The following is a 25,080-nucleotide window of genomic DNA, read 5'->3' as shown; positions in this document are numbered from 1 at the left end:
TAATATAAAAGTCCTTGAAAAATATAATCGAGACAGAGTAAATAAAACAAAAACATAATATAAAAATTAAAAACCTAAATGCAATAGGTATCTTTCTACAGACAAATGCTAAAACAATACTTATTAATATAGAAAAAAACACAATTATATTAGAACTAAAACTACTATTACCATACAATGGATACTTTAAATTAAAATATAATGCCCCGAAATAAAAAAAGATATTTAAGAACGCTATAATTGCAACTAAAAGAATAAGTATTTTTTTATTCATATAAAAATCATTACCAACTACCAGAAGCACCTCCACCTCCGAAGCTTCCACCTCCGAAGCCACCAAAGCCGCCTCCGCCAGATGATCCTCCCCAAGAGCTTCCACTTCCAAAAATTGAACTTCCAGTATTCATAATAATAATATCGTCCAACAAACTTCTTCGTCTACCACCATTTCCTCCATTATTTCCTCCTTTACCTTTAGATATAATAATAAAGATAAAAATGAAAAATCCTATGGCAAAAATCAATGCAAACCAATCCATATCTGGTTCTTGCGATTTTGGTTTGTCTTGTTTGTATTTTCCTGCAAAAGCTTGAAAAATAGAATTGACTCCAGCATTTATTCCGCCAGCGTAATCGCCTTGTTTGAAATACGGAATAATAACATTGTCAATAATTGATTTGTTAACACTTGGTGGTAGATAAATCTGAGCCGAATAGCCTGTTCTGATAGTAATCTTACGATCTTGTTCACTCAAAACAATTACCACTCCATTATCTTTGCCTTGTGTACCAACTCCCCAATTTTGACCAATATCATTCGCAAAAGTTTCTAACGGATAACCATCCAAAGACTCGACTGTTAACACCAAAATTTGCGTAGAAGTTGAATCATCATAGGCTACCAATTTTCGTTCTAATTCATCCAATTGCATTGCATCAAAAACATGTGCATAATCTTGCACAAGCTTTTTAGGCGGATGTTTCATATTAACCAATTCATCAGGCGTTTGCCCAAAAACGGTTAAAATGGAAAGAAAAAAAGTTAGAAAAAAGTATTTAACTGTAGCTAATTTCATCTGGTAATTCGTTTGTATCATCCTCTTGATGAGGAAAATATTTCTTAAGTGCTTTGCCAGTTTTCTTAATTCCTTTGCAAAGCCCTTTTACATAATGTTCTTTTTTGAAATGCTTGACAACATCTGCTTTTATATCTTCCCAAAAATCGTCTGGCGTTATATTGTCAATTCCTTCGTCTCCTACAATTGTAAAATTGTGATCGGTTGGCGAAACATGAAACAATACACCATTTCTATCTTTGGTTTTATGCATTTCCAATTGCTCGAAAACTTCTAAAGCTTTGTCAAAATGATTGAGAGAAGATTCGAATTCAATATGAATTCGAATCTCTCCACTTGTATTTTTCTCCGCTTTTTGAATGGCTTCGATTATTTTTTTTTCATCTTTTGAAGAAAGAAATTCATGTTTCTTTTTTCCCATAATGATGATAATTTATTATTTAGAAAAATCTACAGTAGGAGCGTTTTCAGTTCCAGCTGCAGCCTCGAAATATCCTTTCTGTGTAAACCCTGCAATTCCAGCCATCATATTAGTTGGAAATGTTTTGATTTTAGTATTATATACTTTTGCAGCCTCGTTGTATTTTTTTCTTTCAAATAAAACTTCTTGCTCCATACTTTCTATAGAAGCTTGTAAGTTCGTAAAGCCAGCTACAGCTTTTAATTCTGGATATTTTTCTACAGAGACTAATAAACGACTTAATGTTGATCCTAATTGATCTTGAGCTGCTTGAAATTTAGCAATATTTTCTTGTGTTAATTGGCTTGGATCATCAATTTTAATTTGATTAGAAGTTGCTTTTGCACGGGCATCTATAACTGCTGTTAATGTTTCTTTTTCGTAGTTTGCAGCTCCTTTTACAGTTCCTACTAGCTGATTTACTAAATCAGAACGTTTTTGGTATGTATTTTCTACATTCGACCATTGAGCAGTAACATTTTCTTGCATAGGTACTAATCCATTATAAACAGACATTAACCATAATCCGACAATTACAATGACAGCTAAAAAACCACCACCGATAAGACATCCTTTGTTTTTCATAGTATTTTTTCAATTTATTATTACGTAAAAATAGTATTTTTTCAATTTACTTTAACAAAAATAAAGCCGAGCTTACAAACTCGGCTAAATATTATTTTTTCTATTAAAAAAGATTAGTAAAAAGCAAAAGTAAGCAAAACGATTAAATCCGTTGCTATACAATGTTTTATAAAGAAGTAGTCTTTATTTGGAAATCGGTGTCTGATAGATTTTGGGCTTGAAATGACAAAGTTAAGTTACTAATTCGTTACCGATTAATAGAGGTTCCTTATTAGCTTAAACGGTTATATTTCAGTGTTTTGCACTTATTTTTATATTTCCTTGTAACTCAATGTAAATTAATTTTAAACATTAAACATTTGAGTTATGACGCAGACAAAAAAATCAACGTTCAAACTGCTTTTCTACTTGAAAAAGAACGAACTGAAAAAAAATGGTAATGCTCCAATTATGGCACGTATTACCATTGACGGAACACCTAAAACTTTTGGGACAAAGTTAGAAATTGACCCTAGCAATTGGGATCTAAAATATGGAAGAGTTGAGGGCAAAAGCGCAACAGCTTTAAATATTAATAAAAAGTTGGATAACATACGTGGGCGTATCGACAAAATTTATGAAGATATGCTGAAACACGAGGGCTTTGCTACTTCCCAAAAAGTAAAGCTCTCATTCTTGGGTGTTGGTGTAATGGATGATGCAATTCTAAAAGTCTTTAACGATAAAAATGAGGATTTTAAAAAATTGGTTGACAAGGAAGAACGTTCACAAAGCACCTACAACAAGTACATCACGGTTTATAATCATCTTACCACTTTTATCAAAGAACGCTATCATCGTGATGATATGGCCTTTCGGGAATTGACTGGAGATTTTATTAGGGAATTCGATTTTTATCTTCGGTACGATTTACAATCTACACATAATACGGTTTGGGTTTACACGATGCCCGTACTAAGTCTGGTAGAATTGGCTATAAAAAAAGGTTTGATACGTGATAATCCGTTTCAAGATTATGAAATTAATATGGAAGAAACCGACAGGGGTTATATTCTTAAAGAAGATGTAGAAAAACTGATGATGTGTGCACCGCCCCACCCACGGTATGAGCTTGTGAAAGATCTTTTTATTTTCAGTTGTTTTACCGGACTTGCTTATGCGGATATTAAAAAACTAACAAGGAACAATATTCAGTCTTTCTTCGATGGCCATCAATGGATCATCAGCAGAAGAAAAAAATCAGATATTGCTTCTAATGTTCGATTAATGGAAATCCCAAAACGTATTATAGAAAAATACCTCGGTAGCACTCGTAATGAGTTTATCTTTCCAGTTCCAACTAATGTAACCTGCAATACTCACATTGGCAAATTAATTGAAAAAGCTGAAATTATTACAGAACAAAAAGTAACTTTTCACACCGCAAGACACACATTTGGAACGATGTTTTTGACCGAAGGCGTACCTCTTGAAAGCCTTAGCAAAATGATGGGACATAAAAACATTTCAACTACACAGATTTATGCTAAAATTACCAGCCAAAAGATTAGTAAGGATATGGATTTAGTAGCTCCTAAATTTAAGGAGATTGAAGAAGCGTTTTTACAGGTTATATAGTTAATCACAATTTGATAATTACTAGCAGAACTTAACGGTTCTGCTTTTTTTATGCCCATATTTTATAGCCAAAGCACATTTACTTCGCTCTGCTATTCCCTTTCTGTAAAAGAGCTTTTCGGCTACTTCTGGAACAGAAGATTAAAAAATGTTGCCATCTACGCCTCCCACACAAATACAATTTTTTAATCCTCTATTAGTGTGGCTTTGATAGCCCCACCGCTTTAAAAAAGTGTTTTAAAAATTCAGCGAATTGGAAGTGTTATTTCAATTCATTGTAAACCATTTCTCAATGCCATCTTCTTGGCTTCCACATTCATTTTATCCAAAGACCCGTATGCTTTTTTGTCCCATTTCAAGAGCAAAGGTATTTCCGTGTTCTTAACGCATCACAAATGTCAAGCAAGTTTGGAAAATAATCTCCACCCGTTGGGTAGTATTTTTTTCCAAAACCTTGGTGATGCTAAACACGAACCTTTTATGCTCGTGAAACGAAACATAGCATACTCCGGCTCTTTAAACGAATAAAAAAAAATGTCAGATATGAAGATTAAAAACATTGGAAATGGTAATGAAACGAAACAGCACCTCCTCTCATTGCCGAATAAATCAAAAAAAATCAAAATCAATAACTAAAAATTAAAGAATATGAACATCACAGGAAGATTGACAAGGGATGCGGAAGTACGCACAACGTCACAGGACAAACAAGTAGTAAACTTTTCAGTAGCGACCAACGACAGCTACCGTAACAAACAGGGCGAACGCATAGAGCAAACAACCTATTTCGATTGCTCCTATTGGATAACCCCGAATGTAGCCAAGCTACTCACAAAAGGTACTTTGGTAGAACTATCGGGACGAGTAAGCACAAGAGCGTGGACAGGTAATGATGGAGAACCAAGAGCAGGACTGAATTTCCATACCTCTCAAATCAAATTGCACGGAGGTGGCAAAAAATCGGAAACGGCACAAGCTACCACAAGCACAAACAATAGCAAGGCAGAAGACGACCTCCCATTTTAATCAAGAACATTCAATCATTTTTAACATCAAAATTTCTAACATTATGGCACATAATATCAATTTTAACGAGAGAACAGGACGTTATTCATTTTTTAGCGTACAACAAAAAGCATGGCACAACTTGGGGCAAATCGTGGAGCAATACCCGACAAGCGAGGAAGCTATCAAACACGCAGGGTTAGATTACGAAGTCGTAAAATCCCCACTTTTTACCAAAGGTTCGGGCATTATCGAAACGGCTAACGGTATAGAGATAGGCAGTAGCGAATTAGAAGTACCTAACTATTTCGCCAACATTCGCACTGATAACAATAAGGTATTGGGAGTAGTCGGCAAGGATTACCATATCGTACAAAACCGTGAAGCCTTTAATTTCTTTGATGCTATTGTAGGTGGTGGCGAGGGCATTCTGTACGAAACCGCAGGAGCATTAGGCAACGGAGAACGTATTTTTATCACAGCCAAACTGCCTGACTATATCCGTGTAGGCAATGGCGATGATGTTACGGAAAAATACATTTTCCTAACCACTTCGCACGATGGTAGCGGAAGTATCACAGCCGCATTTACACCAATCCGTATCGTTTGCCAAAATACCTTAAACGCTTCATTACGCAATATGACCAATGTTGTCCGTATCAAACACACTTCGGGAGCAAAAGGACGTATCGAGAACGCTCACAAGATTATGGGACTTGCCAACACATTGAGCAACCAATTAGAGGGAATTTTCAATGAATGGGCAAAAGTAAAGGTAACAGACCGAGAGGTTAAAAAGCTAATTCAATTGGCACTTTGCCCGAATAAGGAAACCTTTGATTTAATCAAAAAAGGTGCGGAAGATGAAATTTCAACCGTGTTCAAAAACACCGTTGAAGATGCTTTTGCATACGCAATGATAAGCGACACCCAACAAATGGATACGACAAAAGGAACATTGTTCGGAGCTTATAATGCGGTTACAGGTTACTATCAGAACGTAAGAAATTACAAGAATGATGAAGCCAAGTTGCAGAGCATTGTATTGGGTGGTACTGCTCAACTCAAATCACAGAAAGCATTTGAATTGTGTAATGGTTTTGCTTTAGATGGTGCAGAAATCCTAAACCTTAATTAAATAAAAACAGGCTACCGCTTTAATCGGTGGTAGCCTACTAAAAACAAAAGTTATGGCAAATTGGTGCAGTAATACGGTTGTATTCGAGGGGAAACCCGAAACAATCACAGCAATACAGGAACTTTTTCAATCAATGAAGGAAAAGGAAGAAAAATCCGAAGAAGGGCAACTACCCGATTTTATTTCTAAAGATAATGGTGGTTATTTCTTCAATATCTATTGGAATGATGGCGATGAAGGGCAGTTTCAGTATGAAACAAAATGGTCGCCCAATATGGAAATCATTCAAAAGATAGCGGAACATTACGAAGTGAACTTTACATACGATTATGAAGAAATGGGCAATCTTGTATATGGCAGGGCAACATTTTATGACAAGCTACTCACAGGTGTTTATTTGGAAGACGAAGATTTTGAACAATACGAGTTTGATGAAGAAACCGATACCTACCATTTTGAGGGTAATGCTTACGAAAGCGATTACGAGATATTAGAAAACTTGTTGGAGAGGAAAATTAAAATTCAAGAAACTTAAAACCAAAGGCAATGGAAACAAGAACAATAGCTACAAAGTTTGTACGCCAAGATGTACCCGAATTGGCAACCCTGCAAAATGCAAAGGTTTACTTATTAAGGGAAAAACTGAACAAAGGCGAAAAATTGAACCGAGCCGAAAAAAATTGGCTTGCCGAAGCAGTAAACCGAAATGCTTATTTCAAAAGAGCCGTACCGCTTATGGGTTATCGCTTTGGTTTTGAGGATGTTTTAAAATCCTATATCGTAAAGCAGTACGGTAGTTGGGCAGAATACAACGCTCCCGATAAAACAAGTCTTCGAAGTATCATCTATTGTAGGATTGACCAAATAGCGGAAATCAGCAAATAACATTTAAAGCCAAGTACGATGAAAATCATAGATAAAAAAGGGAATTGGATTGAAATTACCGACCTCATAAAAGCTATTCAGCAAATAGATTGGTATAAAGAATATCAGCACAACCCACCAACAGAAACCGACAAGGAAAGACAGGATTATTGGGCAGATATGCACGAGAAACTTAAAAAAGAAAAAAGTATTAACAATTAAAATTTAAGAATAATGAACACCAATTTTTTCAATCAGATACAGCAGTTAGACTTTACAGGAGTATTGCAACTGAACATTTCAAAAGGAATAGAAAGCAACCTAATTGTAACAGTATTGCTCAACAACGAAGCGTGTGGAGATAGTGCAAAAAATCTAATTCCACCATTGACCTTTAACGCCACACCCCAGGAGTTTGACGAGGGATTTTTTGAGCAGATGACCACACCTATACAAAAGGTATCGGGCTTAATGGTGGATATGGAGAAATTTCAAAAGCAACTTGATGAAGCCAAAGCACAATCGGCAATCGAGAAAGCGAAAACCGAAAAAGAGAAAAAAGAAAAAGAAGTCAAAGACAAGAAGTTTAAAGATGCAATGGCAAAGGCGGACGAGTTGGAAAAAGAGGGCAAATTTCGTGAAGCGTGGATAAAAGTTCCCGATATAACGGAGTTTCCCGAAAAAGCAGACGAGATACGCAAACGCAAAACAGCATTATCCGACAAATTCGCAACACCGAGCCTTTTCGGAGCAATTGACGAAACAAAACCCAAACTTCTAGAAGCGGAAGAAGTTACTGCCGATTATCCTATTGATGAAACACACGAAGATGAAAACGAATATTAATCATTAAAACAGAACATTATGTTATTAGCAACGCAATTAGAAAGAGTTTTTATACTCAAAGATAAAGGACAGGACATCAGACTGACCGACCCCGAACCACGTTGGAGCGTGGAAGCCGTAATGAATTTTTACGCCAATATGTACCCGATTTTGACAACGGCAAAAGCATCTGCACCACAAATAAAAGACGATGCAGTCGAGTACAAGTTTGAGAGTGTAATGGGTACGAAAGGTTAACCAAATATTAAAGCGATGAATTATGCAACGCAACATCATATCGGGAACTATCAGCATACCCGAACAGAAACGACAACGGCAATTGCACCGACAGTTAGGCGAGTTCACCAATTGGCTACAAAGACCAAAGGACGCAAACCAAGTGCAGAAAGACAAGAAGAAATCCGTACCAATAGCAATGCTACCAATGGTATTCTAAAGTGTACGTTTCTGCCCAAACTAAAAACAGCACCATCCGTACAGGCTTGTCAGAAAACGGAGAGGGATTTTTACAAGTCCCTTTCCAAACTTGCCAAGCATTACAGGATTGAACCAATGCAGACCAACAGTTTTAAGTTTCCCTACAATATAACATTGGCTATGTGGGATATGGAAAACAAAGTAAAGCGTACCAACAGCAATTGGGATGGTTTCAGATTGGTAAAGGATAGCAGGAAAACCTATTTTATAAGCGAGGAACGATACAACACAGGAACAACCTTGTATTACATTCCCGTTGTGCCACTCTTTAAAATGCTCAAAGACCCAAAGCGTAAAAAGACCGCACAGCTTTTACTATCGGTATGTAGTTATCTGTATCATATCGCTCAAATTCCGTATTACAGGCAGGAAGAAAGTTACTTGTATTGGCTTTACGAAATGATGAACGATTGGGTGGAACAGGACGAGGAAACGGAAGAAACTGAAAGCTATAAAAGTGAATTGAGAAATGCCGAATACATTGGCGATAGAATAGAACAAAAGCTATTTAATCGAACTAATCTAAAGGTATTTGAACAGCGTTTGAACCGATTTAAAAGTGTTGATATGTTCGACAAGGAATGTTGGCAAGTGGCTTGTAATGCGTTTGCCCTTTGTACAGAATATCCGAACACCACTATTTTCAGCAACGCAACATTGCCTGAAAAAGACCCTTATGATGATGACGAAAATGAAGTAATCGGAATGGAAAAGTACATTTCATTTATTGCAGATACCAGAGGCTGGTTATACGAAAGCCTTTCAGATACCATCAACAATGAATTTAACGAGTACGGAGCAATGGAAGAACCTACCATTTCCAAGCGATTTGACGGAAGCGAAATACCAACAGCCAATCTTGATTTTGAAAACCGTTTGTTTGGTTTATTGAATGATTTGAGTGGAATATTATACGAATACAAAACGATAGAAAAATGAATACAACAACAGATATAAAAGACCATTTTGGCACATTGTACTATCCAAAATCCGCTTTGGTTTTCTATGAAACCAAAGGAACAGAAAACGATATGTATGTTGAGCATTTTGATATGGACATCAACGGAACGCCTATCAATGCCCATCCATTAACCGTAAAAGAAGCCAATATTTTAGCCAATTCCTTACAGACCGATGAAGAAAAGAACCAAGCTTTTTTAAAACCAAAAGGAATTTTGCCGACCAATATCTTACACATCAATCCAAATGCGGAAAAAGGTACGGTACTTTGGTACACCAAAACACAACAACGGAAACTGTATTTTGTGGATAGTTTGGGCATACCCAGCGGAATGGCACAAGTACCGCCAATGCTTTGGTTGGCAAGCAAAAGCAGTCTTACGTTATTTGCTTTGGCAAGCGACAGAAGACCCACCGAAAAAGCACCTTTGCATTATGCACCTTTCTTCAATATTTACGAAAAGGGCAATGTATGTATGGGTACGGTGAGTATTGACATTAAAAATTCGGCTTCGGTTGAGGAATTTATACATGCGTGGGAACATTATTTTTTCAATTCTTATTTCAGTCATTCATTATGCGAAAACTTAACGAAAAAAAATATTGTAACCCTTTGGAAAGACCTTATCAATACGGATAAACCCTTTCCTAAAGAGGTATTGAAAAAGAATAATAAAGCCCTTAAAAATCTATTGTGATGAATACGACAAAAACAGCAGTTCATTTTACGGACAACTATTTACTCAATCCTCCCAATCCGATTTCGGTAAACCTTATCGGAGCAGGTGGTACAGGCTCAAAAGTATTGACCGCTTTAATGGAAATAAACGAAAGTTTGATAGCATTAGGACACGCAGGGTTGCAAGTCCGCCTTTGGGATGATGATGTTATAACGAATGCCAATTTAGGCAGACAGCGTTTTGCAGAAAGTGAAACAGGATTATACAAATCCGTTGCTTTAATCAATCGTTGCAACCGTTGGGCAGGTACGAATTGGAAAGCCAAAACGGTAAAATTTGAAAAGGATAAGTTTGGCAGATTGCCCGAAGAAGCAAGGGCAGTCATTACCATCACTTGTGTGGACAGTGTACGGGCAAGGTTTGGCGTTGCTGAAATTCTTAAAGAAATAAGCTACCGCAGACACTATCAAGACGAGCCAAAATATTGGTTGGATTTTGGCAACAGTCAAGATACAGGACAAGTAATACTATCTACTATCGGAGAGATAAAGCAACCCAATTCTGAAAAGTATGAAACGGTGACAAGCCTGCCATTTGTTACCGATGAATTTGGCGAACTATTGAAGCAATCCGAACAAGAGGACAGCACGCCAAGTTGCTCACTTGCCGAAGCGCTGGAACACCAAGATTTGTTTATCAATTCATCGCTTACACAAATGGGTTGTTCTTTGTTATGGAACTTGTTTCGCAGGGGAATGACTGAATACAAAGGATTTTTTCACAATCTGAAAGATTTCCGCACCCACCCGATAAAAGTTGCCTAAAAGCCGAAATCGGGGGGCAAAAATGCAATTCCTCGCTACGGTCGGAAACGCATTTTTGCGGTTTAAAGAGGATGCAATCACTTTGCAAAAATGCACCGGCCCACAATTCCCTTTCCTTACATTTTACCAAACAGGTTGCGAGTTTTTTGCGTGGGATATTCAGTATCCCATTTTTTGTTTTTGGTAATGACTTCTTTTCTTTTCACACAGCGACCAAAGAAAAGCAAAAGAACGTCGCCTGATTAATGATGGTTTATAATAGAATATTTGCCATAACTTTAGTATCTAATTCATTAAATTTGTCCTTAAAACAAATAGACTAATTCCTATACAAAATACCCAAATTTTCTAAATTATGGGTTAGCGGTAAAGCTATAATACAGGTCATAAAAGATGAAATACTTAGTAAAGGACGAGGAACTCGAATTGAAATATGAAGCAGGTAAAGGTGCTTGGACATATCACATCCAAGTACCTAACACTAAACATATCGTAGGAAAATGGGGTTCATTGAAAGTATCTGGTACAATTGACAACTACACAATTGACAGTATTAATTTGTTTACGATTGGAGGACAAGACAAGCTAATTTCAATTAATGACAAAATCAGGAAAGCAATCAGCAAAAGTGGTGGCGACACTGTAACTGTGACACTTTACTTATTGACTTCAAAGGAGCCGATTACAGAAAAAGAAATATTAGATACTTTTAGAAATTCGGGTGTTTTAAAATCGTTCAATAAATTACCAAAAGAAGATAGGATCAAAATTATTGAAAAAATATCCTCTACAAAATCCGAGGACAAACAAGTAAATCTAATTTTGAAATGCATTGACCAATTGGGTGACGACAATGATTAAGCAGTCTTCACTTGATTTCCTTTCTACTCTCAAGCACAATGGTTTGAACAAAAAAATGGCATTACTTTAAAACTGTCAGTAAAAATAAATTTCAAAATGATTGAAACTGAAATCTCAATAACCGTAAACAGGAAATCCGATATTACCTTATTAGAGCAAACAATCGTCGGGAACAAGTTCCAATTTCCGGTTTACATTCGGGAATATGAATTTAGCTATCAAATAAATTTTACAAGTGATTATGAGGAATGGGAATTAGACACGGCTATTCTCAATTCTTTTCCTGGATATGAATTTACCACCGACCTCGAAAAAGGACGGAAGGAAATACGGATACAAATATACCGATACCAATCTGAATTATCGACTGATGGCTGGGGAAGACGGATTGAAAATCCTTTGGATGAAACGAAATATCTTGTGAAAGCATCGGCAAATAAGTCTGAAAAATTCAACTCTAAAATCAAAGTTTTGTTCGAAGATAAAGAGCAGTTCTACTTTGTAAACATTGTGGATGGTGTTAACAGTACAACCGAAGAAAAAGGTTTTTTGCTTCTGGATCATTTTAAAGCCAATGAAACGGATGAAGCAACTTTTTTTAAAGATAGATTATACAAATCTCCATTAGAAGCTTTTCATTCAGGATACTATAAGTTATCTGAATTGGTTGACAAGGATTTTAGCACTTATCTTGAAAACAAAAAGAAAGAAATCAGAGAAATTCAAAAACAACCACGAAAAATCATCAGAGATTTTATAAACGCCTGTAACAGTTCCGATGAAAGTAGTATCCTGAAAAATCTTGACGAAAATATCGTTTTTGAAGTTCGTAAAAACTGGAAAACAATATTTGAAATCGAAGGGCTTTCAAAATTCAAAGAATGTCTGAACTCATCCGATCAACAATTGTGTGGTAAGAATTTTAAAATCAGGTCATCTTGGAGTTTTAGTTTACCAAACGTGACTATTGGAGTAAAATATTTTCCGCCAGTTACAGAAAAGGATATGCACCCTACTCAAAAATATGAGCAGATAAGGTTTGTACTAAATGATAAAAAAATCGCTAGTATTTTGTATGAGAATTAGTGAATTTTATCCTAATTGATAACGGCTTCTATTACTTTTCTAAAATATTCCGCATCATTACCAATCAGCAAGTAACTTGAAAAACCAATATCTAAAAGATATTTACCCACTTTCTCATCATCAATATCACTATGTGCAATAAGTTTTATAGTTGGATATTTTGTTCTTAATTCTTGAAGTTCAACAAAAACATTCTTGTTGTAAAAATCAAGGTCGATAATACAAATTTTTGGGAGTTCATTTAATGAAGATAATTGTGATAGTCCATCTTCAATGCTTTCCGAACGAAATAAGACTTCAGTTCCTGAAGCAATGAGGTCTTTACAAATGAAATCTAAAATTGGGCTTTTATCATTGATAAAGGCGAGTGTAATTTTTTGTTGGGATGTACCAGTTTTCATATCATCATACTTTTTTAAAGTTGATGTAGCCCTGCACAAAAAGAAAGCGCAGGCCACTACACTTACCGCACATTGAGGCACTGGTATACCCGACAACGAATAAGCGAGCGCCCACGCCTATGGCATGAGCGTTCTTCCTTATCGTCCCGTTGTCTAAAAATTACCAGTTTTCAATGTGGGACTTAAAGCAAAAACACTTTAAGTATTTCTATATTTTACATAGCAAAGATACTAAACTCTTGCTATTAGATGTATTAATGCAATAAAAAAGCTTAGTCTGAATTAGTTTTGTGATTGATATAATTCTGCTCCAATATTGTCATCAAATCTGTTTCCTTATAAATAATTTTGCCACCAATCTGAATATACGGCAGGATATTATCATCACGATATTGCTGTAAAGTGCGTTTGCTAATGTGTAACAGTTTGCATACATCTTCGCCCGACAAATAAATTTCTCCATTCATTACGGGACGATAGTTTTTTAATATATTTTCAATACGGTCTCTCAATATCAAAATCATTTCTTGATGGGAAATGATTTCTTCATTATCATTCGTCAGTAAATCCATTATCATTGGTATTGTACGGCTGTCCAGCTTCGAGCAAAGCCCGTACGTCCGAGAGTTTATAATAATTCTTGCGGTTCAGTTTGGAATAAGGTAACAGCCCTTTGTCCTTGTAGGTCTGCAAAGTCCGTTTAGTAATCTTCATCATCAAACAAACTTCCTGGTTATCTAGCCATTTTTCTTCTTTGAAAATTGAAATGTATTTCATTGTGGCATTTTCGGTCAATTCCAAAAGTGCTTTCAGTTCATTTGTCATTCCATCCAATGCGGATTTTTGTATTGCGATAACTTCCATAATCTGCTCAATTTTGCTGTGGAAGTGGAATTTATCAAGGATTTGTAAAAGCTTGGAAAATGTTGTATTGATTGGCGTTGAAAGGTAGTATTTGTCGCCACGATATAAATTTCAAGATAGTTTATTTTGTAAATTTGAAGAATATAGGTTACTGATAAATTAATTTTAAATGGCAGTATTACAAAAAGGCAATTCAAATTATCCGTTTTGGGGAGCATCAATAAGTCTAATCACTGGACTTGACCCGTTAGGCCTTCAAACAACCTCAGAAGCGACTTACGCCACTATGTTGCCTGGAATTTCCAATTTGACTAATCGTCTCCGTTATTATGGGTTTTATTGTTGGCTTTTAGACTTCTATTTCAAGACCGAGAAGAAAGGCAACTCAAAAGAACAATATCGTTTTATCCGCAGAGCTGAATTGATGATTGCCATAATTATGCAAAGCGAGCGTAAAGGAGTTCAACAGATAACAGGAAGTAACTTTGCTTCAAACCTAATAAATACAGCTGAGGAAACTTATTTTGACTTAGCCGAAGGAGCAGACAAGGACAATACCGATAAAAATGTTTATTGGAAATATCCATCCGGTGCATTCGGACAATATTATTACGGAGCAATGCAGGCACTTTCCTTAATTATTACAGCAATAAATGATGATGGAGATGTTATTTACAACATTAGTAAACCACACCCAAGACAAAAAGTTTCTGGGAAACAATTAGCCGAGGCTTTTGAAGGATCATTGTCACCACAAATAAAAGAGTTATTTTATATTAATATCAAAAAAGGAAAACTCTACCAAGATGATATTTCAGAACTGATAAAGTATTTTGCGATTGATACGGTACAAACAGAAAATGCCGAATGGCAACTATATGTAGAAATGCTTTTGGACAAAGACGATCCAAGTCAAGAAATGGAAGAACGTTTTACTTTTCACAGAAGGGAAACAATTTTGTCGCTCTTAAATACAGCTGTTAAAAATGAAAATAATTACGACTGGTATAGATTTCTATTGGAAAGTTACCGAAAGAAATTGGGAACAAATGGTTATCCTGAAACGGAAACTAATATTGGTTGGTACTGCTATCAATTAAATGAGTATTGGCAGTACAGTTGCGGTACGATGTTTTGGGCTGTATTACAACATCTTTACGATTTCCAACAAGACCAATATCTACCATTGTTTGTAAAGAAATTTTCAAGCAGTATTACAAATGAAATATGCAAAGAGCTAAAGCAAGCTACAGAGCCAACAAGTTCACTTGCAGAAATTTTGGAGTTAATCCCTGACACAGAAGATGAGGAAAACATCAAAAAGGAAATTGATGCAACAAACGACCCTGTTATGGCAGCAAAATATGGTTTTATGCTTTTGCTTCAAATATTCAAGAATAATAGAGAGCAACTTCATCCATTGAAAGAATTTATGAGCAGAAAAAAGATAGAAAGGGATGGGAATATGGTTGATGGTATCTTGACAGTTCACACAGCAGAAAATGATACACTTCAAGATTTTGTTGAACAATTTATTTTACGCAAAATTATTTACAGGCACTCAATGGTTGCACTCAGAAAAATGGGCAACGGCTCACAGGCTACCCACAAATTTTTTATTGAGGAACAATACATCCGTTTCATAGATACATTTCCACCAAGAAACACATCGCCAAGAATGAGCGCCTTGCAAAACATAATGTTTGATTTACAGGTAATCAACGACCAAAGGGTTTTATCGCCATTACATAAGAAACTTTTGATTGACTGATGATACTAGAAAGAGAAAACATACTAACATTGATAGGAAGCAGAAGATATCATTCTGCAATTCTTACTACCTTCAGCTTTGACTTTTATTTTTTTGAAATGAAAGCAATGAAATGGTTGCGTTCTTGTGGCGTGAGAAACATCAACGTTTTTATTGATGGACATTATTATTCAGAGTTAATGCAACAAGCGACAGGAGAAGAAATGCAACTTTCTGCCGGTTATTCACTTTATCCTGTTTTTCAAAAGTCAGTATTCCATCCAAAAATTTGGATGTTGTTTGGTGAAAAAGAAGGATTGCTTATTGTTGGTTCTGGAAACCTTACAAATTCTGGAAATGGCAACAATGATGAGATTTGGGGAGCATTTCATTTTGATATTCGTTCAACCGAAAATTCATCAGTCTTTTCGTCAGCTTGGGATTATCTATCAACTCTTTCATCGTCAGTTAAGGGACAGATGAATGAAAAAACTACAAAATGGATACTTGAACATTCTAAATGGCTGAATGAATTGCCAAAGACAAAAACATTTCAATTTTTCGAAACGTCGCAAAAAGAGAAGGTTGCTTTCCTGTTTAATACTGAAACAACTTCTATTTGGAACGAACTTTTAAAACATCTTAGCAATGAGAAAGTAGTAGAAATAACTACCATTTCTCCATATTATGACAAAAATGGGAAAGTATTGCAAGAACTTAATTCTCTTTTTCCTTCAGCCATAGTAAAAGTCATATTGGATGAAAGTGGTTTAATCCCTTCTGCAATGCAAGTGAGCAAAGCGTTTACATTTTACAATTGGTGTGATGCAGGCGTAAGCAAAATCCAATATGCAAAATCTGGAAACTCAAAATCAAAACTTCACGGGAAGATTATTCATTTCAAGACAAAAAATGGAAAAGAGTTTTGCTTGTTCGGTAGTGCCAATATTACACCTGCAGGATTGGGATTATTGGGCAAAAATTCAAATGCAGAAGTTTCACTTCTTATTCAGTCAGAAAAAGGTGGATTATTAAATCAATTAGGCATAAAACTGAAAACAAGCAATAGTAAAAGCCTTGATGAATTTACAGCGACTACAAATCAGTCAATTTATGAAACTATAATCAAGAACAATCAATTTAAAGTACAGTTGCTTTGTGCAGAGTTGATTTATGATGAATTTATACTTCATTCCACTGGAACTTATACCGATGAATTCAAGGTTGTTTTCTTCGATAAACAAAACCGATTTTTGTATTCCAAAACTTTCTCAAATTATGCGAAAGAGCTAAAAATAACAGTCAATTTAGAATTAGGCAGTTTCCTATATGTGCAATTGACAAATGTTAATGATGGGATTATCTCAAATAAACTATTAATTTCCGATTATTTCCTTTTGGCGAAAACGCATCCTAACCCAAAAACAGAGGAAATTGAGAAAATTTATAGCGAAATTCAAAATGGCGAACTAAGTAAAGTTCTTGACTTGTTGCATTACGCCATCTTTGACGAAACAGAAAATGAGACAGGAGCCAGCTTTTTAGATAGCAGAAGAAACACGTTTACAAAGTTGAATGATGACAAAGAACCTGAAAAACTTTACGATCTCTCTTCCTATAAAGCAATAGAAAATTCTGGATTTGAAAAAAACCTTCTACTCTCTTCTCTTTCCCTACGTGTTTTAGATGTTTTGAAGTTCATCAATTTAAATGGAATTTCAACAAATAAAAAAGCTGATATAAGTATTGATGAGCAAGAAGACGATTTAGGCAACATAAATGGAAATGAGGAAGGAGAAGTGGCAACGGTTCGTAACCTCTCCTTTGTCATGCTTAAATCTGAAAAAAGAAAGTTGATGAACTACTTTGATAACCTTTACAATTACCAACAAGAAATTCTCTATGGGAATAGTCGACCAAAAACATATAGGCCTACACTTACAGATTTGACTAAATATTTAATCGCTCTTGAGTTGATAAGTGAATACGGAGGGAAATCTGCAAAGTATGACGAACAAGACACGCACCATTTTTTCAGTTATTTACCATTTGTAGACGATTATGACAATAACAATGTAAAGGGTTGTTGTTTAAACTTAATTGGCGACTTTTTGATGCTGGCAAGAAGCGGATTTAAAGCGTATGAATTTGACTATACAAAAAAGAAAATCGAGGAACTAAAAAAAGAGGCACTCATAAATACAATTGTTTGCTTAATTAACAATCGATGGAAAGATGATGAATTACATTACTTTTTTACTATGGCTTTAAATGCACTTCATTATTTAGGTTGTAGGAATGTAGATGATTTCAATAGCAATTTTGTAGAATTAAAATCCAAAATTAATATTAGAATTTCTGAGTTGAAAAACAGGACAAAAGGATTTGAAAAAAACTTAGAGATATTTTACGAAAGACTATGTCCTTCGTTTATAAAAGTGATTGAACAGATTGAAGATAAGAACTTTGATACATCAGCAGTTAACGGGCAAATTATTTACAAATCGCCTTGGGGTTATAGCTACGTTCAGTACGTAAATAAAACAAACGATTTTACTTTAATCAGACCTGGCTTTATGTGGGACTATGATAAAGAAGATTACATAAAACACAGTCCAGACGAAATTTATTTACCTCTAAAACTCTCATCTTTTATATGCACCGATTTGTAAGTTAAAAAATCGGATAACTTTTGGGTTATCCGATTTGCGCTATTTAAGTCCTGTTTTGTAAGTGTTATCAAGTTTGTTATGAATAATTGTAGCTACAACCAATACTTCAGTCATTTCTGAAAGTTGAGTGTCTTCTAATATTTTCGGGTTATGCGCTTTTGGATTTCGGTACATAGAAAAAAATCCTTTACAGAAGTTGCCGAAACCCTTATGCTCACTTTCTTCGCTTGGATTATTCAGCATATTAAAAGCAAGCATAGGTCTTTTGTCTTTTCCTAAAGCAAAACAATCATCAACCAGATCTGCTCCATCTGAAGTATAGCCACTTTTCTGCCTAAGTCTTTCCGCAACACTTTTTGTGATTTCTAGTATAGAGTGAAAATAATTTTCTTTCAGCCATTCGGCTTCGCAGTATGGTAAAATTTCTGAATGAACTCCGATACTGTGTACTTTTTCTTTGATTTTAAGTGACCTGCTTTTAGCTTCTGAAATGGTTTTAGCCTTTTCAACTAGTCGGGGTTGTCCGGTTTTATCAATTTCTATCCCTTCGTAAACTAATTTTTCATTGATAGTTGTTCTGTCTCTTTCAAATTCGTCTTCGGAATTATATCTTTTAGGATTTAATAACCTAACTACAAATGCCAATACATTATTTCCACAATTGTCTTGTATTTGCTTTTCTTTTAATGCATAAAAAAGTCTGTCGGTTTTGTTTGTACCAATTTGCGATTGAGAAATATTAGCACCAGCTAAATGTTCTGTGATTTTTGTATGCGTTAATAGATTTGATATAATGTCAGATATATTTCGCAAGGTTATGTCATCAAAGGATTTTGTCATTTAAAAATGATTAATTCTGTTTCTGGATTTCCATGTTTTGGATTTCCCTATTTTTTTTCTCACGAGAATAAACCCAAAGTGATAAAAGTCCAAATATAATCAATCCATAAGCTATCCATTTACCAACCTTTTCAATAAATTTAATGAAAACCGAACTTTCATAAGATGAAAAACCTTCGGCTCCCATCGGACCACGCCTGTAAAACTTTCGTCGGTTAAGCCAATAGCGAAGTCCTAAACCTGCAATCAAAAATATTATTCCTATAACCAATGATGCGACCATAACAAAACACTTAAAATCTACTTTTTAAATTTACAAAAAAAAACAGTTTTAATATCCCTTAAAAAGAGAAATCCTGCTTTTTGTGGCAGGATTTCATTGTTTTTAATCAGCACTATTAAACTGAAAACTTATCTGTTTTTCATTTCCAAAGCTGTCCGAAATCCAAACATCAAAGGATTGCGAAACGGCAGATGTTGAAGTATAGTACAACCGAAATTGCTCTGTGGGTAATGGGTATAAATCGTTCGGTAAATATGGTTGCTCATCGTAATACCGCAATGTGCCTTGTCCGTCAAATTGGAAATAGCGAAGAAAATACTGTGTGTTGCTGTAATTGCCTGTTCGCTGTATGGCAATGCGTATTTCTACCGTTTGTCCATTGGCTACATCTTTTGGAACTGGCATCACGTTTACCTCGAAAGGAAAATCGTTCTGTATTTCGAGTTCATCATCTTTACTACAAGATACTAAAGTTACCGAAGCTGTTAGGATTGCCAGCATTACATATATCGGCACTAATCCTATTCTGAATTTATTAAATATTGCTATCATTGTTTTAAGTTTTTAAAAATTAAACCTTAATCCCACACCTGCGGATGGTCGGAATTGCTCTAAGTCCGTACCCCAAAATACTTTTGTGCGTCCTTGCAGGATTAAAACAAAACGGTCTGATAGATATGTTTCAAGAGTGAGCCGTCCACCAGCTCCGTAGATGAAGTTATCCTCGCTCAAAATCTTTGCTCCGTCATACAACATCGCTTCGCCACGATTGATGCTTTCATAACCGACCACACCTGTTATTCCGAAGTTCAGTGTGATGTTTTTACGGGCATCACCCAACAGAAAGAAACTGTAACCGCCTTCGGCAGTATAAGTTTCCTGCGGTATGCGGAGGTCTTTATAATTGTGGTATTGGTGCGTGTATTCCAATGCCCAAAGCTGGTAGTTCCCGTTTTTACCGTTCACGGTCATTCCGATATTGAGGTAATAATCATTACCGATTTTATCATCGGACAGTATTCCTGTGCTTATTTCCAATCCTTTCTGTTTTGGGAGCATTCTTTGTGCCTGTGTAACCGTCATGGCCATCAAAATGAACATCACGGTATAGATATACTTTTTCATATTATTACATTAAAATGTTATTAAAATTTTAGGTGCATATCGTTTATCAAACGAGCTTTTATCAAATCTGAATTTTCTACCTGCAAAGTTTGATGTCTGCCACCGTTCTTCTCGAAAATCTCAATCAACAGTACCTTGTCATCGGCAATGGTAAATTGGTCTAACAGGAATACGTTTTGTTCGGTTAGTTTTCCGCCAATCTCGTCCAAAGGCTTGTAAGTTCTGAGGGGTATCATAGGGCGTTCTTGTACCACAGTACGTTTGGCTACCTTTTTATCTACTACTTTGAAATTGATAAAATCAATCTGGAAAGGCACATTGGTTTTATTTCTCAATTCCGTATGGAAATAGTATTTGCCGTTGTGAATGTAAATTCCTTTCAAAATAAACTGTATGCCGAAACTTTTTGCCCCAATGTGCTTTACAATACGCTTATCATTTTTGTAAATCGTTTCCAAAAGCAATCCTGCCAACGAAGGCGAATTATTGCCCAACTCTTCAAAAAGCACATCGTTACCGTTAGCTTTATCAACTGCCTTTTGCATTGTGAGTAGGTCGTAACTCATTGCCTCTGGGTAAGAACTGTAATAGACATTGAAACTGTAAAAACGTCCGTCATTGGTAATGACCGAAAAATTGGTTTCAGGTTCGAAATCCCTTACCGTTGCTTTTACACGCAACACGTTTTCCGCATCTTCTGCTTTTCCTGCAATTAGATATTCGCTTCCCAAATCCACATAACGGATAGCGGTCGGAAAAATCAAGTGCGAAGTTTTATCGTAGGTAACTTCCATTTTATACGGTTCTATCTTGCCTAATGCAAGCGGAGTTCTGATGCTGTCTTGTGCAAAAGATTGTACGGCAAAGCCGAGTATCAGGGCAATTGCCCAAAAGGTTTTTAAATGATTTTTCATTATTAAAATTATTTGAGTTCAACATTATTTTTTAGATACCAAGAAGACTTGATATCCTGCTTTCAGCGTAACTTTTGGGGTTCTTACCTTTTTGGCGAAGTAGCCCGAAATTCCCTGTACCACGCCACGACTAAGGTCTGCTGCAACCTGCTGTCCAGCATTTTGCGTGAGCATTACGCTTGTTCCGCCTGTCTGGCTCATATTGCCTGCCATTTCAGTAAGGGCATTCATTTCGGGCGAATAAGGAACGTACAAGCCTTGCTGTCCGTCCAAATCGTAAATGGTTATATCTACCGGGATGATATTGCCCTCCAGTTCTATCGAGGTAACTTTTAGTTGTAAACGCCCTCCCTGAAATTTCGCATTAGCCGTTAAAATCGTTCCTTTTGGAATGGTACGGCTCGGTGTTTTTGCAGGCTCTAATAATCGTAAACGCACACCTGTTTCGCCAACTACTGTTTGGGCATCGTGTACACAGGCTTTGATACTGTTTTTGGGTTGTGCCATTTGTTCCAAAGAACCAGCGGTATAAAACCCACGGTTCTTTGTTTCGCTCCAATCCGCTAAAAAAGCACTGTCCGATGGTTCACGGTAAAGGGCTGATACTGTATTTTTTCTTGCTGATGTGAACGATACAAAATGCTCTTTTTGGTTAGTAGCCATAGCACTAACAGCATCCGGAACAGCACCATTAGCAGGTGTTGAATTTTCGGTATTCGCATTTTTTGGCAGATACTTTGCTGCCATTTCATAGGATTTCTCCATTAGCTTCAATTGGTCATCAACTGTGGCCACAGGTGGCACATCCTTTTCTGATAATTTTTCTTTCAATTCGTCCACCTGCTTACGCAGTTCCATTGTTTCAGCGTTATCATCTTGATAAAAGGAACTCAATGCGCTTTGGCTATTTCGATAGCTGTTCAAAGCAGGGTTACTGCTTCTTGCCGAATTTCTCCCACTACCGCCAAAGCTGTTGTTTTCCTCTTCTTCATTAAACGGTTCGTCGGTTGGCTCTTCTTTGTCTTCTGTATTCCAGTAGTCTGAAAGTGTAGCCAATGCATTGCGTTTTTCCTGCTCTTTGCGTTCGAGCATTTCCTGTTCATACGCCTTGCCTTTGTCTGCAGGCATTCCAGTTCCAGTAGCCTCTGGTACCGCATCGTTCAGCCCTACATTTTCAATTGTCTTTTTGTCTTCGGATGGTTTAAATATGAGGTACATACAACCCACGAAAACAATCGCCATTAAGCCGAAAATTAAGGGCTTTTTGAGCTTCTCCTTATTATTCTGTGTGCCGTCTTGCAACACATCAGCAGTTGCTGTCGAGTTCCCCTCCGTTACCCGAACAACCGATTTTTTGTTCTCATTTTCTTTCATAAATTTGATTTTTTAAAATTGTTGATACACTATCCTGCAATCTTGCAGGACTTCCATTTTTTTTGAGGACAGGATTTTCGATATGCTCTATGATCATATCGTTTCCAGACTTTGAGGTATCGTACCAGACTTTGAAAATTACACCTGCGGTAAGCAGTAGATATCCCACAAAAAAGTACAGGGTATATTGGTGCTGCTTGCGCACTGGCAATGCCTGCCAACGTTCGTCGAGCTTATCAAAATACCTATCCATATTTGCTCTTAGTTTTTTCATACTCTTAATTTTTTATGATGATGTTAGAGCTTGAACCGCTTGGAGATTTTACCCACATTTTGCTTTTGTTCATCATTAACCAAAGCAATAACCTCAACTGCATTGGGTAGGACTATTAAAGAGAGGTTTGTCAGTTCCGATTTTTTTAGCAATTGCCCAAATTGGTCTTTTCTTGCCACCTCCATTCTGTTGAGTGAGAATTTGCCGTTCAGATAATTTACCCACATACTGCATTCTACGCTTGGCTTGTCTTCTCCCGACCATTGTAGGTAGCCTGTCAACAACAAGTCTTGTTTAGGCAAAGTATCTGCACCTTTTTGGCAGCTTTCAAGGTAATCGCTGATACTTTCTTTCAGCTTTCCGGCATACGCACCCTGCGTATGAAAATAGCCGTTATATCCTTTTTCTGTAAGGATTTTTGCGAACGTGTTTAAATCTGATAATGTTTCCATAAGATTGTTTTTTAGCGTTCGATGACTTCTATATCCCTGTTTTCCACGACTGCAAATTTTTCGATATTGAAGCCTTGTGGGTTGTTGTCAGAGCGAACGGAGTTGACTAGGTAGCAGGAAGTAATTAAGTTACGTCTGGTTACATTGCTTGACCGAATGATGAATTGTTTTGCATAGGTTCGTACCGCATAAGGATGGGTATCGAAATTGCAGACCACACTATCTACTTCGATGCGTTGCTGTACGTTTCCTGATATAATACGACTGTAATAGCCTTTTTCTGACAAGTCTTTATAGTAGTCGAAGGCACTTTTGTCGGCAAGATTGAATGCCCTGCTCATATTGCTTTCTATAGCGTTTTTGTCGGGAGCAAGTGTAAAAAACAGCTCGTGAAAACGTCTGACGTGTTCCCTTGCTTCCACAGGTCGGTTGATACTTGCATCTTGCGATAAGGCAAGCATCAAAGATTTGCCGTTATCCAATACATAGATTTTTTGGCGTTGTTCTTCTGCAAAGCGGTAGGACTGCCATACGGCATATCCTACCACGCCAATACAGAGAACCGCAAACACAATGGCATATAGTCTTATCTGCCTAAAGCTGTTTTCGATATTTCTTAGCGTTTTAAATTCCATTTTTTTGAATGATTTATTGTTATTTATTCATCAGTTTACCGCCGATGTTTCCTACTGTAGATCCTGCACCAGCACCCGCAAGGTTTCCTGCCTTCATCGCTGTTTGATTTACATTACGAGTAAAGTTTCCTGCACCTCCGGCTTGGATTACCCAACCTGTTACTGTTGGAATTGTGAAGTAGCCAACGATACCGATAATCATAAAGATGATGTACACCGTATTGCTCGTATCGGGTATGTAGGTCGGGTCGGCAAGCATTGCTATATCCCTTTCCAGTATGAGGGATTGTATTCTTGCCAGCATCGAGCTGAACAAATCGGAAACAGGAAGCCAGAGATATACGCTGACATATCTCGTGATCCACTGTGTGAGCGTGGACTGAAATCCGTCCCAAACGGAAATAGCAAAAGCTATTGGCCCCAGTATCGAAAGGACTATCAGGAAAAATGTTCGTATGGTATCAATAACTAAAGCCGCCGCCTGAAAGAGTATTTCCAATAAATTGCGAAACCAATCCTTTATTGCTTTCTCTATCTTGTAGGCTTGCCTGTCCATATACATTCCTGCCATTGTACCAACGTCCGATGGCGACCAGCCCAATTCATCCAGCTTTTTATCAAACTCTTCGTCTGATGCCATATAGGCGGTTTCGGGATTTCGTACCATTGCTTCGTATTCCAATTGGTCTTTCTGTTGCTGGAGTTGGTTGAGGTCAAGCACCTGGTCTTCGAGTATGGCGTGAGTTCCTGTAACTACCGGGCTTAATACTGCATTAATGGTTCCCAACACGATGGTTGGAAAGAACATTATACAAAGACCCAGAGCGAATGGACGCAGTAACGGAAACACATCGATAGGCTCGGCTCGGCTTAAAGCCTGCCAAACCTTTAATGCTACATAGAACAACGCACCCAATCCCGCCAATCCTTTAGCCACAGCCGCCATATCACCTGCAAGCGGCATCATATCGTCGTAAAGTGAACGAAGGAGTTCGTGAAGATTATCCCATTCCATTT

At 36.7% G+C, this 25,080-nt stretch carries 31 protein-coding genes; 15 read left to right on the top strand and 16 right to left on the bottom strand.

Translation table 11 applies throughout. From position 1 onward, the window contains the following. Positions 1 to 284: 284 nt before the first annotated feature. The 3 genes from E4J94_RS02600 to E4J94_RS02590 are packed head-to-tail and all read right to left on the bottom strand — an operon-like array spanning position 285 to position 2,121. Positions 285 to 1,076: a TPM domain-containing protein gene (locus tag E4J94_RS02600; protein ID WP_135834330.1), complete on the bottom strand. Its 792-nt coding sequence runs from the start codon at positions 1,074 to 1,076 to the stop codon at positions 285 to 287. Continuing rightward, complete coding sequence (locus E4J94_RS02595) at positions 1,057 to 1,497, bottom strand: TPM domain-containing protein (RefSeq protein ID WP_135834329.1); 441 nt, start codon at positions 1,495 to 1,497, stop codon at positions 1,057 to 1,059. The genes E4J94_RS02600 and E4J94_RS02595 overlap by 20 nt, the downstream gene beginning before the upstream one ends. Positions 1,498 to 1,512: 15 nt before the next feature. Continuing rightward, positions 1,513 to 2,121 carry a LemA family protein gene (locus E4J94_RS02590; protein WP_135834328.1) on the bottom strand — a complete coding sequence of 203 codons (609 nt, stop codon included), beginning with the start codon at positions 2,119 to 2,121 and terminating at the stop codon, positions 1,513 to 1,515. Positions 2,122 to 2,487: 366 nt separating this feature from the next. Here E4J94_RS02590 and E4J94_RS02585 point away from each other — a divergent pair, with 366 nt between their 5' ends. The 13 genes from E4J94_RS02585 to E4J94_RS02520 all read left to right on the top strand — a co-directional run bounded on the left by E4J94_RS02585 (position 2,488) and on the right by E4J94_RS02520 (position 12,479). Beyond that, complete coding sequence (locus E4J94_RS02585) at positions 2,488 to 3,738, top strand: site-specific integrase (RefSeq protein WP_037438455.1); 1,251 nt, start codon at positions 2,488 to 2,490, stop codon at positions 3,736 to 3,738. 648 nt (positions 3,739 to 4,386) lie between these two features. Next, on the top strand, positions 4,387 to 4,764 hold the full coding sequence (locus E4J94_RS02575) for a single-stranded DNA-binding protein (protein ID WP_135834327.1): 378 nt from the start codon (positions 4,387 to 4,389) through the stop codon (positions 4,762 to 4,764). 43 nt (positions 4,765 to 4,807) lie between these two features. Next, positions 4,808 to 5,881 carry a DUF932 domain-containing protein gene (locus E4J94_RS02570; protein ID WP_135834326.1) on the top strand — a complete coding sequence of 358 codons (1,074 nt, stop codon included), beginning with the start codon at positions 4,808 to 4,810 and terminating at the stop codon, positions 5,879 to 5,881. A 52-nt stretch (positions 5,882 to 5,933) separates the two neighbouring features. Next, positions 5,934 to 6,416 carry a DUF1281 family ferredoxin-like fold protein gene (locus E4J94_RS02565; protein WP_135834325.1) on the top strand — a complete coding sequence of 161 codons (483 nt, stop codon included), beginning with the start codon at positions 5,934 to 5,936 and terminating at the stop codon, positions 6,414 to 6,416. 11 nt (positions 6,417 to 6,427) lie between these two features. Beyond that, positions 6,428 to 6,766, top strand: coding sequence for a molybdenum ABC transporter ATP-binding protein (locus E4J94_RS02560; protein ID WP_135834324.1), 339 nt, complete (start codon positions 6,428 to 6,430; stop codon positions 6,764 to 6,766). Positions 6,767 to 6,784: 18 nt separating this feature from the next. Further along, complete coding sequence (locus tag E4J94_RS02555; protein ID WP_135834323.1) at positions 6,785 to 6,967, top strand: 3-isopropylmalate dehydratase; 183 nt, start codon at positions 6,785 to 6,787, stop codon at positions 6,965 to 6,967. Between the two features lie 12 nt (positions 6,968 to 6,979). Then, positions 6,980 to 7,591, top strand: coding sequence for a PRTRC system protein E (locus tag E4J94_RS02550; RefSeq protein ID WP_135834322.1), 612 nt, complete (start codon positions 6,980 to 6,982; stop codon positions 7,589 to 7,591). 18 nt (positions 7,592 to 7,609) lie between these two features. Continuing rightward, the gene (locus tag E4J94_RS02545) at positions 7,610 to 7,828 is read left to right on the top strand and encodes a PRTRC system protein C (RefSeq protein WP_002978317.1); all 219 of its coding nucleotides are present in this window, start codon (positions 7,610 to 7,612) and stop codon (positions 7,826 to 7,828) included. A 15-nt stretch (positions 7,829 to 7,843) separates the two neighbouring features. After that, positions 7,844 to 9,007, top strand: coding sequence for a hypothetical protein (locus tag E4J94_RS02540; RefSeq protein ID WP_135834321.1), 1,164 nt, complete (start codon positions 7,844 to 7,846; stop codon positions 9,005 to 9,007). Next, positions 9,004 to 9,726 (top strand): PRTRC system protein B, encoded by a 723-nt coding sequence (locus E4J94_RS02535; protein ID WP_135834320.1) that lies wholly within the window; start codon positions 9,004 to 9,006, stop codon positions 9,724 to 9,726. The genes E4J94_RS02540 and E4J94_RS02535 overlap by 4 nt, the downstream gene beginning before the upstream one ends. Further along, the gene (locus E4J94_RS02530; protein WP_135834319.1) at positions 9,726 to 10,532 is read left to right on the top strand and encodes a PRTRC system ThiF family protein; all 807 of its coding nucleotides are present in this window, start codon (positions 9,726 to 9,728) and stop codon (positions 10,530 to 10,532) included. Before E4J94_RS02535 ends, E4J94_RS02530 begins: the two co-directional genes overlap by 1 nt. Before the next feature lie 393 nt (positions 10,533 to 10,925). Further along, positions 10,926 to 11,393 (top strand): DUF1905 domain-containing protein, encoded by a 468-nt coding sequence (locus E4J94_RS02525; RefSeq protein WP_135834318.1) that lies wholly within the window; start codon positions 10,926 to 10,928, stop codon positions 11,391 to 11,393. 96 nt (positions 11,394 to 11,489) lie between these two features. Further along, positions 11,490 to 12,479 (top strand): hypothetical protein, encoded by a 990-nt coding sequence (locus E4J94_RS02520; protein ID WP_135834317.1) that lies wholly within the window; start codon positions 11,490 to 11,492, stop codon positions 12,477 to 12,479. Positions 12,480 to 12,490: 11 nt separating this feature from the next. Here E4J94_RS02520 and E4J94_RS02515 read toward each other — a convergent pair whose 3' ends face one another. The 3 genes from E4J94_RS02515 to E4J94_RS02505 form a co-directional block, all read right to left on the bottom strand. Further along, positions 12,491 to 12,880: a response regulator transcription factor gene (locus tag E4J94_RS02515; RefSeq protein ID WP_037438467.1), complete on the bottom strand. Its 390-nt coding sequence runs from the start codon at positions 12,878 to 12,880 to the stop codon at positions 12,491 to 12,493. Between the two features lie 272 nt (positions 12,881 to 13,152). Next, positions 13,153 to 13,392, bottom strand: coding sequence for a helix-turn-helix domain-containing protein (locus E4J94_RS02510; protein ID WP_449390026.1), 240 nt, complete (start codon positions 13,390 to 13,392; stop codon positions 13,153 to 13,155). Positions 13,393 to 13,432: 40 nt separating this feature from the next. Next, positions 13,433 to 13,744, bottom strand: a complete 312-nt coding sequence (locus E4J94_RS02505; RefSeq protein WP_135834316.1) for a helix-turn-helix domain-containing protein — start codon at positions 13,742 to 13,744, stop codon at positions 13,433 to 13,435. A 169-nt stretch (positions 13,745 to 13,913) separates the two neighbouring features. Between E4J94_RS02505 and E4J94_RS02500 the strand changes: the two genes are divergently transcribed. Then, positions 13,914 to 15,515, top strand: coding sequence for a hypothetical protein (locus tag E4J94_RS02500; RefSeq protein WP_135834315.1), 1,602 nt, complete (start codon positions 13,914 to 13,916; stop codon positions 15,513 to 15,515). Between the two features lie 98 nt (positions 15,516 to 15,613). Continuing rightward, entirely contained in the window at positions 15,614 to 18,166 is a 2,553-nt protein-coding gene (locus tag E4J94_RS02495) for a phospholipase D-like domain-containing protein (protein ID WP_246034240.1), read from the top strand. A 39-nt stretch (positions 18,167 to 18,205) separates the two neighbouring features. Here the strand turns inward: E4J94_RS02495 and E4J94_RS02490 are convergent, their stop codons facing one another. The 10 genes from E4J94_RS02490 to traJ form a co-directional block, all read right to left on the bottom strand. Beyond that, positions 18,206 to 19,006: a TIGR02391 family protein gene (locus tag E4J94_RS02490; protein ID WP_135834313.1), complete on the bottom strand. Its 801-nt coding sequence runs from the start codon at positions 19,004 to 19,006 to the stop codon at positions 18,206 to 18,208. Between the two features lie 10 nt (positions 19,007 to 19,016). Beyond that, positions 19,017 to 19,289 carry a molybdenum ABC transporter permease gene (locus E4J94_RS02485; RefSeq protein ID WP_135834312.1) on the bottom strand — a complete coding sequence of 91 codons (273 nt, stop codon included), beginning with the start codon at positions 19,287 to 19,289 and terminating at the stop codon, positions 19,017 to 19,019. A gap of 102 nt (positions 19,290 to 19,391) precedes the next feature. After that, entirely contained in the window at positions 19,392 to 19,841 is a 450-nt protein-coding gene (locus tag E4J94_RS02480) for a DUF3872 domain-containing protein (protein WP_074964051.1), read from the bottom strand. Between the two features lie 12 nt (positions 19,842 to 19,853). Next, positions 19,854 to 20,414: a conjugal transfer protein TraO gene (locus tag E4J94_RS02475; protein WP_045756196.1), complete on the bottom strand. Its 561-nt coding sequence runs from the start codon at positions 20,412 to 20,414 to the stop codon at positions 19,854 to 19,856. Between the two features lie 20 nt (positions 20,415 to 20,434). Next, complete coding sequence (traN, locus tag E4J94_RS02470; RefSeq protein ID WP_045756195.1) at positions 20,435 to 21,328, bottom strand: conjugative transposon protein TraN; 894 nt, start codon at positions 21,326 to 21,328, stop codon at positions 20,435 to 20,437. A gap of 24 nt (positions 21,329 to 21,352) precedes the next feature. Then, the gene (gene traM, locus E4J94_RS02465; protein WP_135834311.1) at positions 21,353 to 22,702 is read right to left on the bottom strand and encodes a conjugative transposon protein TraM; all 1,350 of its coding nucleotides are present in this window, start codon (positions 22,700 to 22,702) and stop codon (positions 21,353 to 21,355) included. Beyond that, entirely contained in the window at positions 22,689 to 22,976 is a 288-nt protein-coding gene (locus tag E4J94_RS02460; RefSeq protein ID WP_002978260.1) for a hypothetical protein, read from the bottom strand. The genes traM and E4J94_RS02460 overlap by 14 nt, the downstream gene beginning before the upstream one ends. Before the next feature lie 23 nt (positions 22,977 to 22,999). Next, the gene (locus E4J94_RS02455) at positions 23,000 to 23,428 is read right to left on the bottom strand and encodes a hypothetical protein (RefSeq protein WP_135834310.1); all 429 of its coding nucleotides are present in this window, start codon (positions 23,426 to 23,428) and stop codon (positions 23,000 to 23,002) included. An 11-nt stretch (positions 23,429 to 23,439) separates the two neighbouring features. Continuing rightward, the gene (gene traK, locus E4J94_RS02450) at positions 23,440 to 24,063 is read right to left on the bottom strand and encodes a conjugative transposon protein TraK (protein ID WP_002978256.1); all 624 of its coding nucleotides are present in this window, start codon (positions 24,061 to 24,063) and stop codon (positions 23,440 to 23,442) included. A 19-nt stretch (positions 24,064 to 24,082) separates the two neighbouring features. After that, positions 24,083 to 25,078: a conjugative transposon protein TraJ gene (gene traJ / locus E4J94_RS02445; RefSeq protein WP_002978255.1), complete on the bottom strand. Its 996-nt coding sequence runs from the start codon at positions 25,076 to 25,078 to the stop codon at positions 24,083 to 24,085. Positions 25,079 to 25,080: the final 2 nt, after the last annotated feature.

The sequence above is a fragment of the Empedobacter tilapiae genome (assembly GCF_004785645.1).
Taxonomy (GTDB): Bacteria; Bacteroidota; Bacteroidia; order Flavobacteriales; family Weeksellaceae; genus Empedobacter; species Empedobacter tilapiae.
The sequence above is the reverse complement of the archived record's forward strand: the minus strand, read 5'-3'. Positions and strand labels throughout refer to the sequence as shown.